Genomic DNA, 13,417 nt, shown 5'->3' on the forward strand with positions numbered 1-13,417 from the left:
ATGACCTCGACCCCCGCGTGCGTGATCACCGTCTCCGATCGATCGGCCGCGGGGGAGCGTGAGGACCGCGGCGGTCCCATCGCCGTCGCGCTGCTGCGCGAGGCCGGGTGGCATTGCCCTGACCCGGAGGTCATCCCCGACGGTGCCGAATCGGTGGCGGATGCTCTGCGTCGCGCCGCCGCCCGCGGCATCAAGCTCATCATCACGACGGGCGGGACCGGCGTCGCACCGCGCGACGAGACCCCCGAGGGGACGCGGCAGGTCATCACGCGGGAGGTGCCGGGCATCGCGGAAGAGCTGCGGCGTCAGGGACTCGCCGACACGCCCAAGTCGGTGCTGTCACGGGGCACCGCCGGCATCATCGACCCCTACGGCGCGCTCGTGGTCAACCTCCCGGGCTCGACGAACGCCGTGTCGTCGGGCGTGCCGGTCGTGCTCACGGTCGCCGCGCACATCGTCGACCAGCTCGCCGGCGGCGACCACTGATGAACGACGTCCGCATCGCCGCGATCGTCGAGCACCCGCTCGACCTCGACGCGCACCTCGCGGCCGTCGACGACCCCCGGCTCGGGGCCGTCACCACGTTCGTCGGGCGTGTGCGCAACAACGACCCGGATGCCGGTTCTCCGGTCGTCGGGCTGGAATACAGTGCGCACCCGGACGCCACGGCGACCCTGCGCCGCATCGCGGCCGAGGCCGAGGGCGATGCCGGTGGGGCGGCCGAGGTCGACGGGGGCGGGGCGGCGGTCGGACGGGACGCCGGCACGCTCGTCGCGGTGAGTCACCGCGTCGGCCAGTTGGCCGTGGGCGACGCCGCGGTGGTGATCGCCGTCGCCTCGGCGCATCGGGCGGAGGCCTTCGCGGTGTGCCGCGAGATCATCGAGGCGATCAAGCGCGACCTGCCGGTGTGGAAGCGCCAGCACGAGTCGGACGGGTCGTCGTCGTGGAAGGGCATCGGCGGCTGACCCCGGCGCGGGCGGCGTGGTTCTCGTCCGCTCGCGGTTCTTCGGCCGCGCGGTATGCCCCGTCCGCTCGAGGTAGGCCGGCCGCCAGCCGCGCGGTATGCAGGCGAACTCGCGTTATGCAGGCGGGATTCGGCGAAAGCATCCTGCGGATCGGGTGATCGCCTGCATTGCGTATGCGGCGGGTGTGCGCACGCCGCCGGTGGGCGGGTGGCGAGGACCGCGCACTGCGTGAGGCTGCCGGGTGGCGGTTCTCAGCCGCGCGGTATGCAGGCGAACTCGCGTTATGCAGGCGGGATTCGACGAAAGCATCCTGCAGATCGTGTGATCGCCTGCATTGCGTGTGCCGCCGGTGGGTTGTGTGCCCCTGGTGGGTGAGTGGCGGGGACCACGCGAGTCGTGAGGTGCCGGGTGGTGGTTCTTCAGCCACGCGGTATGCAGGCGAACTCGCGTTGTGCAGGCGGGATTCGGCGAAAGCATCCTGCGGATCGGGTGATCGCCTGCATTCGCGTGTGGTGGGCAGCCTGCGGTGCCGCGGGCGGCGGCGGAGGGTGGTGGCGAGGACCACGCGAGGCGGGCAGCCGCGCGACGAGAGAGGGCGTGGCTCAGCCGCCGGCGAAGGGCGGGAGCACGTCGATCAGCTCGGCGTCGGCGAGGGGGCGGTCGTCGTCGGAACGCACGCCGTCGACCATGACGGCGCAGCGGGGCAGGATGTCGGCGAGGGCGGGATGCTCGCGCACCACCGCCTCCCGCAGCGCACTCAGGGTCGCCTCGTCGCGGTCCTCGGCGTCGGTTCCCGCGGCCTCTGCGGCGGCGGCGAAATAGCGCACGCGCGTCATGCGGATGCTCCGTCGGCGGTGTTCGCCGCGGACGCCCCGGCGGCGGCGGATGCGTCGGCGGCAGTGTCAGCGTCGTCGGCGGTGGGGGCGGATGCTGCGTCGGCGTCCTCGCCGGGCCGCACCCAGTCGCCCGACCGTCCGCCGGACTTCGCCGTGATGCGCACGTTCTCGATCACGACTGCACGATCGACGCCCTTGATCATGTCGACCACCGCGAGCGCGGTCACCGAGACGGCGGTGAGGGCCTCCATCTCGACCCCGGTGCGGTCGGCCGTGCCGACGGTCGCCTCGATGCGGACCCCGTCGTCGACGATTTCGAGGTCGACGCTCGCCCGGTGCACCCCGATCACGTGCGCGAGGGGCAGTAGTGCCGGGGTCGACTTGGCGGCCTGGATGCCGGCGATCCGGGCCACGGCGAGCACGTCGCCCTTCGGCATGGTGCCGTCGCGCAGCGCTGCGACGACCTCTGCGCTGCACCGCACGAAGCCGCGAGCGGTGGCGGTGCGCACGGTCGGCTGCTTGAGGGTGACGTCGACCATGTGCGCGTGGCCGGCGGCGTCGAGGTGCGGGAAGCTCATCCGACCAGCATGACATCGATCCGATCGCCGACGGCGACCGCGTCGACCTCGGCCGGAACGATCGCGAACGCTTCGGCGCGGGCCAGCCCGCCGGCGAGGTGCGACCCCGATCCGCCGGGCGTGGCGGGGCGCACCGTCCCCGCGGCGAGGTCGACGACGGCGGGCAGGTACTGACGCCGCCCCGGCGGCGTCGTCCACGCGGCGTCGGCGGCGAGCCGCAGGAGCGGACGGTGCAGTTGCGCCCGGCCCTGCAGGGCGAGAAGCGCGGGGCGTACGAACACCTCGAACGACACCGCGACGCTGACGGGGTTCCCCGGAAGTCCGAACACCAGCGCTCCCGAGGGGAGCACCCCGAACGCCTGCGGCTTGCCGGGCTGCATCGCCACGGGCGTGAACTCCACCTCGCCGCCGCCGTCGAAGGCGCCGCGCACGGGCTCGTACGCCCCCGCGCTCACGCCCCCGGTGAAGACGATCACATCGGCACCGAGCGATTCGGCTTCGGCCGTCACACGGCGCACGGCGTCGGCGTCGTCGGCGACTCGTGCGACATGAACCACGTCGGCGTCGGCGTCGGCGACGAGTCGCGCCAGCAACGGCCCGTTCGAGTCGGGAATGCGCCCGCGGGCCGGGGTCTCGCCGGGGCCGAGCAGCTCACTGCCCGTCGAGATCACCGCCACGCGCGGCGCACGTGCGACCTGCACCTCGGTCACGCCGGCGGCCACGGCGGCCGCGACCTGGAAGGCCCCCAGACGCTCGCCCGCGCGCAGCACCTCGTCTCCGCGTCGCAGGTCGGCCCCGCGCCGCCGCACGAAGGCCCCGGGTTTCAACGGCGCACGCAGCACCCGCACCTCGCCGAGCGAGTCGGCGAGGCCGCCCTCGGTGTCTTCGAAGGGAACGATCGCGTCGGCGTCGGTCGGCGTCGGCGATCCCGTCATGATGCGCGCCGCCTCGCCGGCCGCGAGGGCGGGATCGTCGGAGACCCCGGCGGGCAGGTCGGCCACGACGCGCAGGGTGACCGGATGCTCGGCACTGGCGTGCGCCACGTCGGCGGCGCGCACGGCGAACCCGTCCATGGCCGAGTTGTCGAAGAGCGGGATGTCGTGGGCGGCGATCGCCGCGTGCGCGAGAGTGCGTCCGGCTGCGACCTCCACCGGATGCGTCTCGGACTCGAGGACGCGCACCGCGTCGAGCACGCGACTCCGCTGCTCCTCGACCGTGCGGGGCGTCGCGGCGGTCATGCCCGCACCTCCCGCGTCCCGCGGGAGGCGGGGCGGAGGGCGATCTCGTGCTGCCGGCCGCCGAGCGCGTCGATCACGGCGAGGCGGCCGAGCAGGGGCTCGCCGGCGCCGGTGATGAGCTTCACGACCTCGGCCGCGAGCATCCCGCCCACCTGCACGCAGAGAGCGCCCAGCACGCCCACCTGCGCGCAGCTCGGCGGCTCGCCCTCGGTGCCAGGGGGGAACAGGTCGGCGAGCACGACGGGCTCGCCCTGCGGCGGCGCCGACCAGAACACGGTCGCCTGGGCATGCCATTCCTGCACGGCGCCCCACACCAGCGGGCGACCGAGGCTCTCGGCGGCGGCGGCGACCGCACGGCGGGTCGCGAACGAGTCGCTCGTGTCGACGACGATGTCGGCGTCGTCGAGCAGGCTGTCGGCGTTCGTCGCGTCGAGGCGCTCGGCCGCTTCGATCACGACGGTCTGCGGGGCGAGCGCGGTGATGGCGCGCGCGGCCGACGAGGTCTTCGCGACACCGATGTCGTCGACGCGGTGCGCGAGCTGGCGCTGCAAATTCGTCAGCTCTACGACGTCGTCGTCGATGACCGTGAGGGTGCCCACGCCCGCCGCGGCGAGAGCGAGCAGCACGGGCGACCCCAGCCCGCCGGCGCCGACGACCGCCACGTGCGCCGCACTGAGTCGGCGTTGCCCTTCCTCACCGATGCCGGCGAGGACCGCGTGCCGCGCCGTGCGCACGAGCTCGGTGGGAGCGAGAACGGAAGCGGGGGCGACGAGGGGCTGCATGGACTCAGGGTATGCCGTGGCCAGTCGGGGTGTGCGGCGCGCAGGGGGAGAACGACGGCTCGGCGCGCACCTCGCGTCTCCCGCGCGATGTGGAGGACGAGTGCTCTGCCCCTTTTCTCCGCTCACACGTCGATTATGGCCGAAAGCATCCGCATCTGCGGTACTCTCGGCTCATGCACACGTATCGCGTCGCGCGCGCCGCGCAGCTGCTCGGGGTCAGCGACGACACCGTGCGACGGTGGATCGAGCAGGGCCTGCTGCCCACCACCGACTCGTCGCCCGCCGAGATCCCCGGCGATGCCCTCGCCGCCCACACCCTCGCGATGGCCGCGGCCGCCGATGCGTCGGGAGAGGCACGTACGAGCGCGCGCAACCGTTTCACGGGTCTCGTCACCCGGGTGCAGATCGACGGTCTCGTGGCGCAAATCGACATCCAGGCGGGCCCGCATCGCGTTGTCTCTCTCATGTCGGCCGAGGCGGCGCGCGAGCTGCAGCTCGAGGTCGGCGCGCTCGCCACCGCATCCGTCAAGGCGACCCAGGTCGTCGTCGAGATCCCCAAGGACTGACATGCGCACCGTCGCGCGTCGTGCCCGAATCGCCGTCATCGCCACCGCGCTGCTCGCGCTCAGCGGCTGCGCGGCATCGACGTCGGGCCCGCCGACGACCGGCGGGACCGGGGGCGACGTCACGGGCGAGCTCACGGTGTACGCCGCCGCATCGCTGCAGGGGGCGTTCGATGCGATCGCGGATGCTTTCGTCGCCGAGCATCCCGACCTGACCGTCGTGCCGGTCTACGACGGGTCGTCGACGCTCGTCACGCAACTGCTCGCCGGCGCGCCCGCCGACGTGTTCGCGTCGGCCGACGAGGCCACCATGCAGAAGGCGGCCGAGCTGATCGACGATCCCGATCTTTTCGCCGCGAACACGCTCGTGATCGCCGTGCCCTCGGGCAATCCGGCCGGGGTCGCGACCCTCGACGACCTCGCCGACGCGGTGACCGTGCTGTGCGCCCCCGAGGTTCCGTGCGGCGCGGCATCCGCAGCTCTCCTCGACGAGGCGGGCGTCGTCGTCGATCCCGCGAGCGTCGAGCAGAACGTCACCGCCGTGCTCACCAAGGTCGCGGCAGGGGAGGCCGACGCGGGTCTCGTGTACGCGACCGATGTCGTCGGACGCGACGACGTCGAGGCGATCGTGCCCGACGAGGCCGCCGACGTCGTCAACCGCTACCCCCTCGCCGCGCTGCGCGATGCCGAGAACCCCGACGCGGCGGCCGCCTTCGTCGCCTTCGTGCTCTCGGACGCCGGACAGGAGATCCTCGCCGACTTCGGTTTCGGGGCGCCGTGACCTCGGCGCGGCTCACCGGCTACGTGCCGCGCGCTCTCGCGATCCCCGCGGCGATCGGGCTCGCGTTCCTCCTGGTTCCGCTCGCCGCGCTCATCGCCCGGGTGGAATGGACGACGTTCGTCTCCGACGTCACGTCCGATGCCGCGCGTACCGCCCTCGGCCTCTCGCTCGGCACCGGGCTGCTCGCCACCCTCGTGTGCATCGTGGTGGGCGTGCCGCTCGCGCTCCTCATCGCCCGCTCCGGGCCCCGGCTCGCCGCCGTGCTGCGCGCCGCGGTCACCGTGCCCCTCGTTCTCCCGCCGATGGTGGGCGGTGTCGCCCTGCTGTACCTCTTCGGTCGCGCGGGGTGGCTCGGCGGTCTCGGCCTCTCGTTCAGCACGCCCGCGGTCGTGCTCGCGCAGACGTTCGTCGCTCTGCCGTTCCTCGTTCTGGCCGTCGAAGGCGCCGTGCGCGCCGCGGGCGTCGATCACGAGCGCACCGCAGCGGCCCTCGGCGCCGGGCGCTGGACCATCCTTCGGCGCATCACCCTTCCTCTCGCCGCGCCGGGCATCGTCGCCGGAGTGGTGCTGTGCTTCGCGCGGGCGATCGGCGAGTTCGGGGCGACCGCGCTGTTCGCCGGCAACCGCCCCGGCGTCACGCAGACCATGCCGCTGGCGATCTACACCGCGTTCAACGGCGCCGGGGTGTCGCAGGGGGCGGCGGTGGCCCTCGCTCTGCTGCTGCTCGCCACCGCCGTCGCGGTGCTGCTGCTCGTGCGCGGGTGGCGCCCCGGAGCCGCGCGATGACCGGTCTGCGCGCCCACGTCGTCGTGCCGCGCGAGCATTTCGTCGTGGACGTCTCGCTCGAGGCGGCCGCAGGGGAGACGGTCGCGGTGATGGGGCCCAGCGGGGCGGGCAAGTCGACGCTGCTGCAGGCTCTCGCCGGTCTGGTGCCGCTGTCGGACGGGGAGATCTCGGTCGGCGGAAGGGCCGTCGACCGGGTCGGAGCCTCGCCCGTGCGAACCCCTCCGATGCGTCGGGGCATCGTGCTGCTCGGCCAGGACGCCCGGCTGTTCCCGCACCTCTCGGTGCGCGAGAACGTCGCCTTCGGTCCGCGGGCAGCCGGGGTCGCGGCCCGCGATGCGCGAGATGCCGCCGACGCTCTCCTCGCCCGCGTCGGTCTGCCCGGATCCGGCGACCGCGCACCCCAGGAGCTCTCCGGCGGCGAAGCGCAACGCGTGGCGGTCGCCCGCGCGCTCGCCGCATCGCCCCGCGCCGTGCTCTTCGACGAGCCGCTCGTCGCTCTCGATCCATCGACGGCGTCCGACATCCGACGGATGCTGCGCGAACAGCTCGCCGACACGACCACGGTCGCCGTGACCCACGACGCCGTCGACGCCGTCGCCCTCGCCGATCGGCTCGTGGTGGTCGAAGCGGGGCGCGTGACGCAGGCCGGACCCGTGCGCGAGGTGCTCGCCGCGCCGGCATCCGCCTTCGTCGCGGCGATCGCCGGCGTGAACCGCGTCGAGGGAATGGCGGATGCCGGGGGTTGGCGGCGCGGCGAACTGCGGCTGACGAGCACGGATGCCGCGTCTCGGGCGCGCGCGACGGTCGACGGGCAGCCGCTCGCGGCGGTGTTCCGGCCGGCGGACGCGCGCATCATCGGTGCGGGGGAGAGCGATGCGGACGCCTGGCGCGCCACCGTCGTCCACATCGAACCGACGCTCGACGGGATGCGGGTGCACACCGAGCTGTGCGCGATCGAGGTTCCCCTCGCCGAGGGTCGCGGCGTCGGAGTGGGCGATACGGTGCGTCTGCGCATCGACCCGGGCGGCGTGCGGTTCGTGCGGGCGAGGGAGCGGATGCCCGCCCACCCGCCCTCGGTCGCGTCGAGGCGGGTTAGTCTCGGAGGATGACGGGGATCGAGGGGACGCGATGACGGCCGTACCGGTCGTGATCGGCCGTCGCCCGGCGACCGGAGCCGGCAGCGACGCGGCCCGGACGGCCATCGATCCCTCGGTCCGCGGACTGGTCGACACGCACGGCCGCGTGCACCGCGACCTGCGCATCTCGCTGACCGACCGCTGCTCGCTGCGCTGCACGTACTGCATGCCCGAGCAGGGCAACGAGTGGCTCGCCCGCACGAGCATCCTCTCCACCGACGAGATCGTCGAGGTGGCGCGCGTCGCCGCGTCGCTCGGCATCCGCACGTTCCGACTCACCGGGGGCGAGCCGCTGCTGCGCCCCGACATCGTCGACGTCGTGCGGCGCATCGCTCTCATCGAGGGCGACGACGGGCCCGTCGAGGTCGCCATGACGACCAACGGCATCTCGCTCGCGCAGAAGCTCCCCGCGCTCATCGATGCGGGCCTGACCCGCCTCAACATCAGCATCGACACGATCGACCGTCAGAAGTTCGCCGACCTCACCCGCCGCGACCGGCTCGACGACGTGTTCGAAGGCATCGCCGCGGCCGCCGCGTCCTCGCTGCGCCCGCTCAAGCTGAACGCCGTCGCCATGCGGGGCGTGAACGACGACGAACTCGCCGACCTCGTGGCCTTCGCGATGGAGACCGGCGCGCAGCTGCGCTTCATCGAGCAGATGCCTCTCGACGCCGGCCACACGTGGGACCGGGAGACGATGGTCACGCGGGAGGAGATCCTCGCCGCACTGGCGGAGCGGTGGACGCTCGAACCCGTTCCCGGCCGCGGCGGCGCACCGGCCGAGAAGTGGCGCATCGACGGCGGCCCGCACGAGGTCGGCGTGATCGCCTCGGTCACGGCCCCGTTCTGCGGCGCCTGCGACCGGCTGCGGCTGACCGCCGACGGGCAACTGCGCAACTGCCTCTTCTCGAACGACGAGTACGACCTCACCGGCCTCTTGCGGGGCGGGGCCTCGGTGCCCGGCGAGCGCGACGACGCGATCGCCGACCTGTTGCGCTCGTGCATCCTCGGCAAGCTGCCCGGCCACGCGATCGACGACCCGTCCTTCCTGCAGCCGGCGCGCGGCATGAACGCCATCGGCGGCTGACCCGGCGCGTTCGGCGGTCGATCCGCGCGGCGCGGGAGTTCCGCTCAGGCGAGGAACTCGCGGGCGGCGGCCGACATCGCGGTGACGCCGACCTCGATGGTGGGGTGGACCACCGGCGCGAAGTAGGGGGAGTGGTTCGTCGGCACGTCGCGGTCGATCGTTCCGCCCTCGAGTGCGGCGGCGAAAGCGGCGGGGTCGACGCCGCCCCAGAACCAGAAGACCAGTGGGGCGCCGGTGTCGCGGGCGAACCACGACACGTCCTCGCTGCCGGTGAACATGCCGGGGTCGACGACAGAACCCTCGCCGACCGCGGCCTGGATGGCGCGCGTCACGCGGGCCGTCGCCTCGACGTCGTTGATGGTGGGCGGCAGCGTGTGCACGGTGTGGAACTCGGGCTCGCGCTCCGCACCGGATGCCGCGGCCTCCGCCCGCACGATGCGCTCGACGCTCGCGAGCACGCGGGCGCGCATCTCGTCGTTCGGGTACCTCAGGCTGAGTTCGAGCTTCGCCTCGGCCGGGATGATGTTGTTCTTCAACCCGGCGTGGATCGATCCGACGGTGACGACGGCGACATCGCGCGGATCGACCTCGCGCGACGCGATCGTCTGCAGGCGCATCACGGTGGCCGCCGCCATCACGATGGGGTCGACGGTCGAGTGCGGGCGCGAACCGTGCCCGCCGCGTCCGTGCAGGGTGACGGTGATGCCGTCGGAAGCGGCCATCTGGGTTCCGGACCGCACGCCGATCGTGCCCGCGGGCAGGGGGGTGACGTGCTGGCCGAGCACGATGTCGGGCTTCGGCGCGAGATCGAGCAGGCCGCCGTCGAGCATGGCCCGCGAGCCGGCCCCGTACTCCTCGGCGGGCTGGATGAGGACGACGAGAGTGCCCGCCCAGTCGGCGCGCTCATTCACGAGCTTTTCGACGGCGCCGATCATCGCGGTGACGTGCATGTCGTGGCCGCACGCGTGCATGACCGGCACGGTGTTGCCCGCCGGGTCAACCCCGGTGGCGGTGCTGGCGTACGGCAGACCGGTCAGCTCGCCCACGGGCAGGGCATCCATGTCGGCTCGCACCCACACCACCGGACCGTCTCCGTTGCGCAGGATGCCGACCACTCCGGTGACCCCGATGCCTTCGTGCACGTCGAGCCCGAGGTCGCGCAGGTGGCCGGCGGCGATGCCGGCGGTGCGGGTCTCCTGGAAGGAGAGCTCGGGGTGCTGGTGCAGGTCGACGTAGAGCGCTTCGAGATCGATCGTCATGGCCCGAGCCTATCCGGCGGGTCGGGTGCCGTCCCGGCGCACGTCTGCGACACTGGACGCGTCGACGCTCGAGGGAGAGGGAGGCGGCGATGTCAGAGGCGAGCCTGCGCGACCTCATCGGGCACTTCGGCGATGCCCGCGACGACGGCGACTGGCCGCGTTTCCTCGATCTGCTGAGGGTGCACTGGAGCGAGTTGTTCCAGGAGCATCCGGACGACCTCATCGACCTGCTGGTGTCGGTCCCGCCGGACGTGCTCGAGGCGAACTCCCGCCTCCGGTTCGCGGAGGAGTACCTGCGGCGCATCCTGCATCGCCCGGCTGCCGATCGACCCGACGACGTCGGCGACACACCCCCGCGGAGTTCGCTGGACCTGCTCGCCGAGGTCACGAACGAGGTGCGGGTCGCGCGGGTCGAGGGCCGGTACCTCGAGGCGGTGGCCGCCGCCGAAAGGGCCGTGGCGCTGCTGAGCGACACCCCCGCGCACATCGTGCCGACCTTCGACACCGCTCTGCCCGAGTTCCACTATCACTGGGCGCTCGCCTTCCAGCTGGTCAACCAGTTCGACATGGCCGCCGAGCAGTTCGCGCTGAGCTACGACTGGGCGGGCACCGTCGGCAACCACATGGCGGCCGCACGGGCGGCGGGCGCGGTCGCGCTCATCCACGCCCTGCACGGTCGGGGGCGCGAGGCCACGGCGTGGCTGCTCAAGCGTCCTCGTATCCCCGATGACGCATGGTGGGCCGCCACGGCACGCACCCCCGGCACTCTCGCCGAGGCCATCCTGTACGTCGAGCGTCTCGAGGTCGACGCCGCGCGGGTCGTGCTGCTCGGCGTCGACATCCGCGAAGGGCTCGACTACTGGGCACCGTACTTCGCGGTGCGCGCCTACATCACGCCCGACGACGAGACGACGGCCCGTACCCTGCTCGCCGAGTTCGACGCGTTCGTCGGCACGCTCACCGACGAGCACGCCTACAACCCGCTCGGCTCGGAGTTCGCCGTCTTCATCCGATCGCTGCTGCTGCGTCTCACGGGCCGGGCCGATGAGGCGGAGCGGATGCTCGGAGCCGCACCCGTCGACGCCGGGTCGAGCCTCGTGCGGCAGATGCAGGCCGTGGTGCACGCGCGCATGCTCGTGCGACGCGACCGGGCGGTCGAGGCGGCCCGGGTCATCGCGCCTCTGCTGCACGTGTCGAGTGCCCGCCCACGCATCCTCGTCGCCGCTCTGCTGATCGCCGCCGACCGCGTCGAGGGCGAGGAACGCGCCGAGCTGCTCCGCCGGGTGGCCGACCTCTCGGCATGGAACCTCTGCCACCAGTCGTGGGCGTTCGCCTCGGCGGAGGTGCGCGCGGTTCTCGCGGCGGATGCGCGCGAACGCGGTGACGGCGAGATCGCCGACCGTCTGGAGGCATTGGCGGGCGGCGCGACGATCGCCGGGGCCGACGCCCTCACTCATCGGGAGGCCGCGGTCGTGCAGGCCGCGCTCGCGGGCCTCACGAACTCCGAGATCTCGGAGGCGCATCACGTGAGCATCAACACCGTGAAGACCCACCTGCGTCACGCGTACACCAAGCTCGGGGTCACGAGTCGGGAGGAGCTGCAGTGGCTCTTCCAGATCGACCGGCTGCGGCGCTGATCGACGGCGGCGGCGCTGACCGACGGATGCCCCGCATTACGCTGCATCTCAGCGGCCGCCCGCGCGTCGGCACGCTGTTCTAGCGTGAGGGGATGACTGCAGAACCCCGCGTGTACGTGATCCACGAGAACGCCGAATGGTTCCCCCCGTTCGCTGCCGCCTTCGAGGCCGAGGGCGTGCCGGCGCAGGAGTGGCTGCTCACCGAGGGGGCGATCGACCTCACGGCCGAGCCTCCGCAGGGTGTGTTCTGGTCGCGGCTCAGCGCCTCGGCGCACACGCGCGACCACGCGCATTCGAAGGAGTACGGTCGCGCGGTGCTGCGCTGGCTCGAAGCCGCCGGACGAACGGTCGTGAACGGAAGCGGGGTGCTCGAGCTCGAGGTCAGCAAAGCCGCCCAGCACGCCGCGCTGCAGCGCGCCGGCATCGACGTTCCGCGCACGGTCGCCGTGTTCGGCACCGCGGCGCTCAAGGAGCGCGCCCGGGAGTTCACCGCGCCCTTCATCAGCAAGCACAACCAGGGGGGCAAGGGACTCGGGGTGCGTCGCCACGAGAGCCACGAGGAGTTCGACGCCTGGGTCGACGGCCCCGAGTTCGAGCCCTCGCCCGACGGCATCACGCTGCTGCAGGAGAACCTGTTCGCCGCGGCGCCCTTCGTCACTCGCGTCGAGTTCGCCGGCGGCGAGTTCGTCTACGCGGTGCGGGTCGACACGAGCGCGGGCAGTTTCGAGCTGTGCCCGGCCGAGGCCTGCGCGCTGCCCGGAGCCGACGGCGTCGAGCCCGAGCCGCTGTTCCGGGTGCGCGAGGAGGTCACGGCGCAGCATCCGCTGGTGCAGCAGTACCGTGCGTTCCTCGACGACGCGGGCATCGCGATCGCCGGGATCGAGTTCATCGAGACGGTCGACGGGCGACGGGTGACCTACGACGTCAACACGAACACCAACTACAACCCCGACGTCGAGGCGGGTGCGGCGGTGTCGGGTCCACGGCAGATCGCACGACACCTCGGCGGACTGCTGGCCCGCACGGCGGAGCCCGCGGCCGTCTGAGTCCGCGCGGCCGTCGGCGGGCAGGCGCGGGCGGGGCGTTGTCGCCCGGACGGGGCGTGGTCGGGCGCGGCCGCCGTCGCCATAGGATCGAGCCATGTCCGGCGGTTCCCCCTCTCCTCACGGTGCCCGCCGGTCGCCCACCCGCGCCCTGCTGCAGGTGGCCGCATTCGCCGCGCTGCAGGTCATCGTCATCGTCGTGCTCACGCCCGTCCTCGGTCGTCTCGCAGCCTGGTTCCCCCCGGTCTATGCGCTCGTCGCCTGCACCCAGACGTTCCTCCTCTTCGCGGCGCGCCGGTTCACCGGCCTGGCGTGGGGAGCGACGCTGGCCGCAGGCATCACCGCACTGGTCTGCGCGCCGTTCACCCCGCTCGGCTGGCTGCTCGCTGTGCCTTTGATGGCCGCGGGGATGCTGTTCGACCTGGTGCTGCGGGCGGCGCAGCGCCGACGCTGGACGGAGCGCCGTGACAGCCTCGTGAGCGGCGTCGTGGTGGGAGCGGCACTGTTCGCGGTCTCGCTGCCCGTGATGTCGCCCGAGCACCTCGGCCCGGTGATCCTCGGGCTCACGCTGCTCGCCCGTGTCGTCGCGACGGCGGCGGGAGCGCTGCTCTCGGCTCGACTCGTGCGCCAGTTGGAGCGCGTCGGGGTGAGCCGGTCGGTCTCGCCCCGTTGAGTCGGCGACGCGCCCCGCCGCCGGACTGTGACCTCTCGTGACGGGCGGCCGCGC

Annotated in this window: 14 protein-coding genes and 1 pseudogene; 10 read left to right on the forward strand and 5 right to left on the reverse strand. The window is 73.0% G+C overall.

Features of this window, described 5'->3' with window-relative positions:
- Window positions 1–486, forward strand: a complete 486-nt coding sequence (locus AC3A3J_RS01060; RefSeq protein WP_487670502.1) for a MogA/MoaB family molybdenum cofactor biosynthesis protein — start codon at window positions 1–3, stop codon at window positions 484–486.
- Window positions 486–965, forward strand: coding sequence for a molybdenum cofactor biosynthesis protein MoaE (locus AC3A3J_RS01065; protein WP_487670503.1), 480 nt, complete (start codon window positions 486–488; stop codon window positions 963–965). The genes AC3A3J_RS01060 and AC3A3J_RS01065 overlap by 1 nt, the downstream gene beginning before the upstream one ends.
- Window positions 966–1,567: 602 nt before the next feature.
- Here the strand turns inward: AC3A3J_RS01065 and AC3A3J_RS01070 are convergent.
- The 4 genes and pseudogenes from AC3A3J_RS01070 to AC3A3J_RS01085 all read right to left on the reverse strand — a co-directional run bounded on the left by AC3A3J_RS01070 (window position 1,568) and on the right by AC3A3J_RS01085 (window position 4,399).
- Window positions 1,568–1,801, reverse strand: coding sequence for a MoaD/ThiS family protein (locus tag AC3A3J_RS01070; protein WP_487670504.1), 234 nt, complete (start codon window positions 1,799–1,801; stop codon window positions 1,568–1,570).
- Between the two features lie 107 nt (window positions 1,802–1,908).
- Window positions 1,909–2,379 (reverse strand): annotated as a pseudogene (gene moaC, locus AC3A3J_RS01075) (cyclic pyranopterin monophosphate synthase MoaC); the annotation flags it as partial.
- Window positions 2,376–3,617, reverse strand: a complete 1,242-nt coding sequence (locus AC3A3J_RS01080; RefSeq protein WP_487670505.1) for a molybdopterin molybdotransferase MoeA — start codon at window positions 3,615–3,617, stop codon at window positions 2,376–2,378. The pseudogene moaC and the gene AC3A3J_RS01080, both read right to left, overlap by 4 nt.
- Window positions 3,614–4,399 carry a HesA/MoeB/ThiF family protein gene (locus AC3A3J_RS01085; RefSeq protein WP_487670506.1) on the reverse strand — a complete coding sequence of 262 codons (786 nt, stop codon included), beginning with the start codon at window positions 4,397–4,399 and terminating at the stop codon, window positions 3,614–3,616. Before AC3A3J_RS01085 ends, AC3A3J_RS01080 begins: the two co-directional genes overlap by 4 nt.
- Window positions 4,400–4,572: 173 nt before the next feature.
- Here AC3A3J_RS01085 and AC3A3J_RS01090 point away from each other — a divergent pair, with 173 nt between their 5' ends.
- From AC3A3J_RS01090 to moaA, 5 genes are read left to right on the forward strand one after another with little or no spacing between them, the layout of a single operon-like run.
- Complete coding sequence (locus AC3A3J_RS01090; protein ID WP_487670507.1) at window positions 4,573–4,965, forward strand: TOBE domain-containing protein; 393 nt, start codon at window positions 4,573–4,575, stop codon at window positions 4,963–4,965.
- A gap of 1 nt (window position 4,966) precedes the next feature.
- The gene (gene modA, locus AC3A3J_RS01095) at window positions 4,967–5,743 is read left to right on the forward strand and encodes a molybdate ABC transporter substrate-binding protein (RefSeq protein ID WP_487670508.1); all 777 of its coding nucleotides are present in this window, start codon (window positions 4,967–4,969) and stop codon (window positions 5,741–5,743) included.
- Window positions 5,740–6,528: a molybdate ABC transporter permease subunit gene (gene modB / locus AC3A3J_RS01100; RefSeq protein ID WP_487670509.1), complete on the forward strand. Its 789-nt coding sequence runs from the start codon at window positions 5,740–5,742 to the stop codon at window positions 6,526–6,528. The genes modA and modB overlap by 4 nt, the downstream gene beginning before the upstream one ends.
- Complete coding sequence (locus tag AC3A3J_RS01105) at window positions 6,525–7,637, forward strand: ATP-binding cassette domain-containing protein (protein WP_487670510.1); 1,113 nt, start codon at window positions 6,525–6,527, stop codon at window positions 7,635–7,637. The genes modB and AC3A3J_RS01105 overlap by 4 nt, the downstream gene beginning before the upstream one ends.
- A 19-nt stretch (window positions 7,638–7,656) precedes the next feature.
- Window positions 7,657–8,751, forward strand: a complete 1,095-nt coding sequence (gene moaA / locus AC3A3J_RS01110) for a GTP 3',8-cyclase MoaA (RefSeq protein WP_487670511.1) — start codon at window positions 7,657–7,659, stop codon at window positions 8,749–8,751.
- 44 nt (window positions 8,752–8,795) lie between these two features.
- Here moaA and AC3A3J_RS01115 read toward each other — a convergent pair whose 3' ends face one another.
- On the reverse strand, window positions 8,796–10,010 hold the full coding sequence (locus AC3A3J_RS01115; RefSeq protein ID WP_487670512.1) for an amidohydrolase: 1,215 nt from the start codon (window positions 10,008–10,010) through the stop codon (window positions 8,796–8,798).
- A gap of 89 nt (window positions 10,011–10,099) precedes the next feature.
- Between AC3A3J_RS01115 and AC3A3J_RS01120 the strand changes: the two genes are divergently transcribed.
- The 3 genes from AC3A3J_RS01120 to AC3A3J_RS01130 all read left to right on the forward strand — a co-directional run bounded on the left by AC3A3J_RS01120 (window position 10,100) and on the right by AC3A3J_RS01130 (window position 13,363).
- Window positions 10,100–11,647 (forward strand): helix-turn-helix transcriptional regulator, encoded by a 1,548-nt coding sequence (locus tag AC3A3J_RS01120; protein ID WP_487670513.1) that lies wholly within the window; start codon window positions 10,100–10,102, stop codon window positions 11,645–11,647.
- Window positions 11,648–11,739: 92 nt separating this feature from the next.
- Window positions 11,740–12,693: an ATP-grasp domain-containing protein gene (locus AC3A3J_RS01125; protein ID WP_487670514.1), complete on the forward strand. Its 954-nt coding sequence runs from the start codon at window positions 11,740–11,742 to the stop codon at window positions 12,691–12,693.
- 94 nt (window positions 12,694–12,787) lie between these two features.
- Window positions 12,788–13,363 carry a hypothetical protein gene (locus tag AC3A3J_RS01130; RefSeq protein ID WP_487670515.1) on the forward strand — a complete coding sequence of 192 codons (576 nt, stop codon included), beginning with the start codon at window positions 12,788–12,790 and terminating at the stop codon, window positions 13,361–13,363.
- The last annotated feature ends 54 nt before the right edge of the window (window positions 13,364–13,417 follow it).

It is taken from the genome of Microbacterium sp. Soil_N32, from assembly GCF_057655505.1.

Bases quoted from the DNA above. Each gene is read 5' to 3' on its own strand.
- AC3A3J_RS01115 (WP_487670512.1), bottom strand. From the start codon at position 10,010: ATGACGATCGATCTCGAAGCGCTCTACGTCGACCTGCACCAGCACCCC.
- AC3A3J_RS01125 (WP_487670514.1), top strand. From the start codon at position 11,740: ATGACTGCAGAACCCCGCGTGTACGTGATCCACGAGAACGCCGAATGG.
- AC3A3J_RS01130 (WP_487670515.1), top strand. From the start codon at position 12,788: ATGTCCGGCGGTTCCCCCTCTCCTCACGGTGCCCGCCGGTCGCCCACC.
- modA (WP_487670508.1), top strand. From the start codon at position 4,967: ATGCGCACCGTCGCGCGTCGTGCCCGAATCGCCGTCATCGCCACCGCG.
- AC3A3J_RS01085 (WP_487670506.1), bottom strand. From the start codon at position 4,399: ATGCAGCCCCTCGTCGCCCCCGCTTCCGTTCTCGCTCCCACCGAGCTC.
- AC3A3J_RS01060 (WP_487670502.1), top strand. From the start codon at position 1: ATGACCTCGACCCCCGCGTGCGTGATCACCGTCTCCGATCGATCGGCC.
- AC3A3J_RS01105 (WP_487670510.1), top strand. From the start codon at position 6,525: ATGACCGGTCTGCGCGCCCACGTCGTCGTGCCGCGCGAGCATTTCGTC.
- moaA (WP_487670511.1), top strand. From the start codon at position 7,657: ATGACGGCCGTACCGGTCGTGATCGGCCGTCGCCCGGCGACCGGAGCC.
- AC3A3J_RS01080 (WP_487670505.1), bottom strand. From the start codon at position 3,617: ATGACCGCCGCGACGCCCCGCACGGTCGAGGAGCAGCGGAGTCGCGTG.
- AC3A3J_RS01070 (WP_487670504.1), bottom strand. From the start codon at position 1,801: ATGACGCGCGTGCGCTATTTCGCCGCCGCCGCAGAGGCCGCGGGAACC.
- AC3A3J_RS01090 (WP_487670507.1), top strand. From the start codon at position 4,573: ATGCACACGTATCGCGTCGCGCGCGCCGCGCAGCTGCTCGGGGTCAGC.
- AC3A3J_RS01120 (WP_487670513.1), top strand. From the start codon at position 10,100: ATGTCAGAGGCGAGCCTGCGCGACCTCATCGGGCACTTCGGCGATGCC.
- AC3A3J_RS01065 (WP_487670503.1), top strand. From the start codon at position 486: ATGAACGACGTCCGCATCGCCGCGATCGTCGAGCACCCGCTCGACCTC.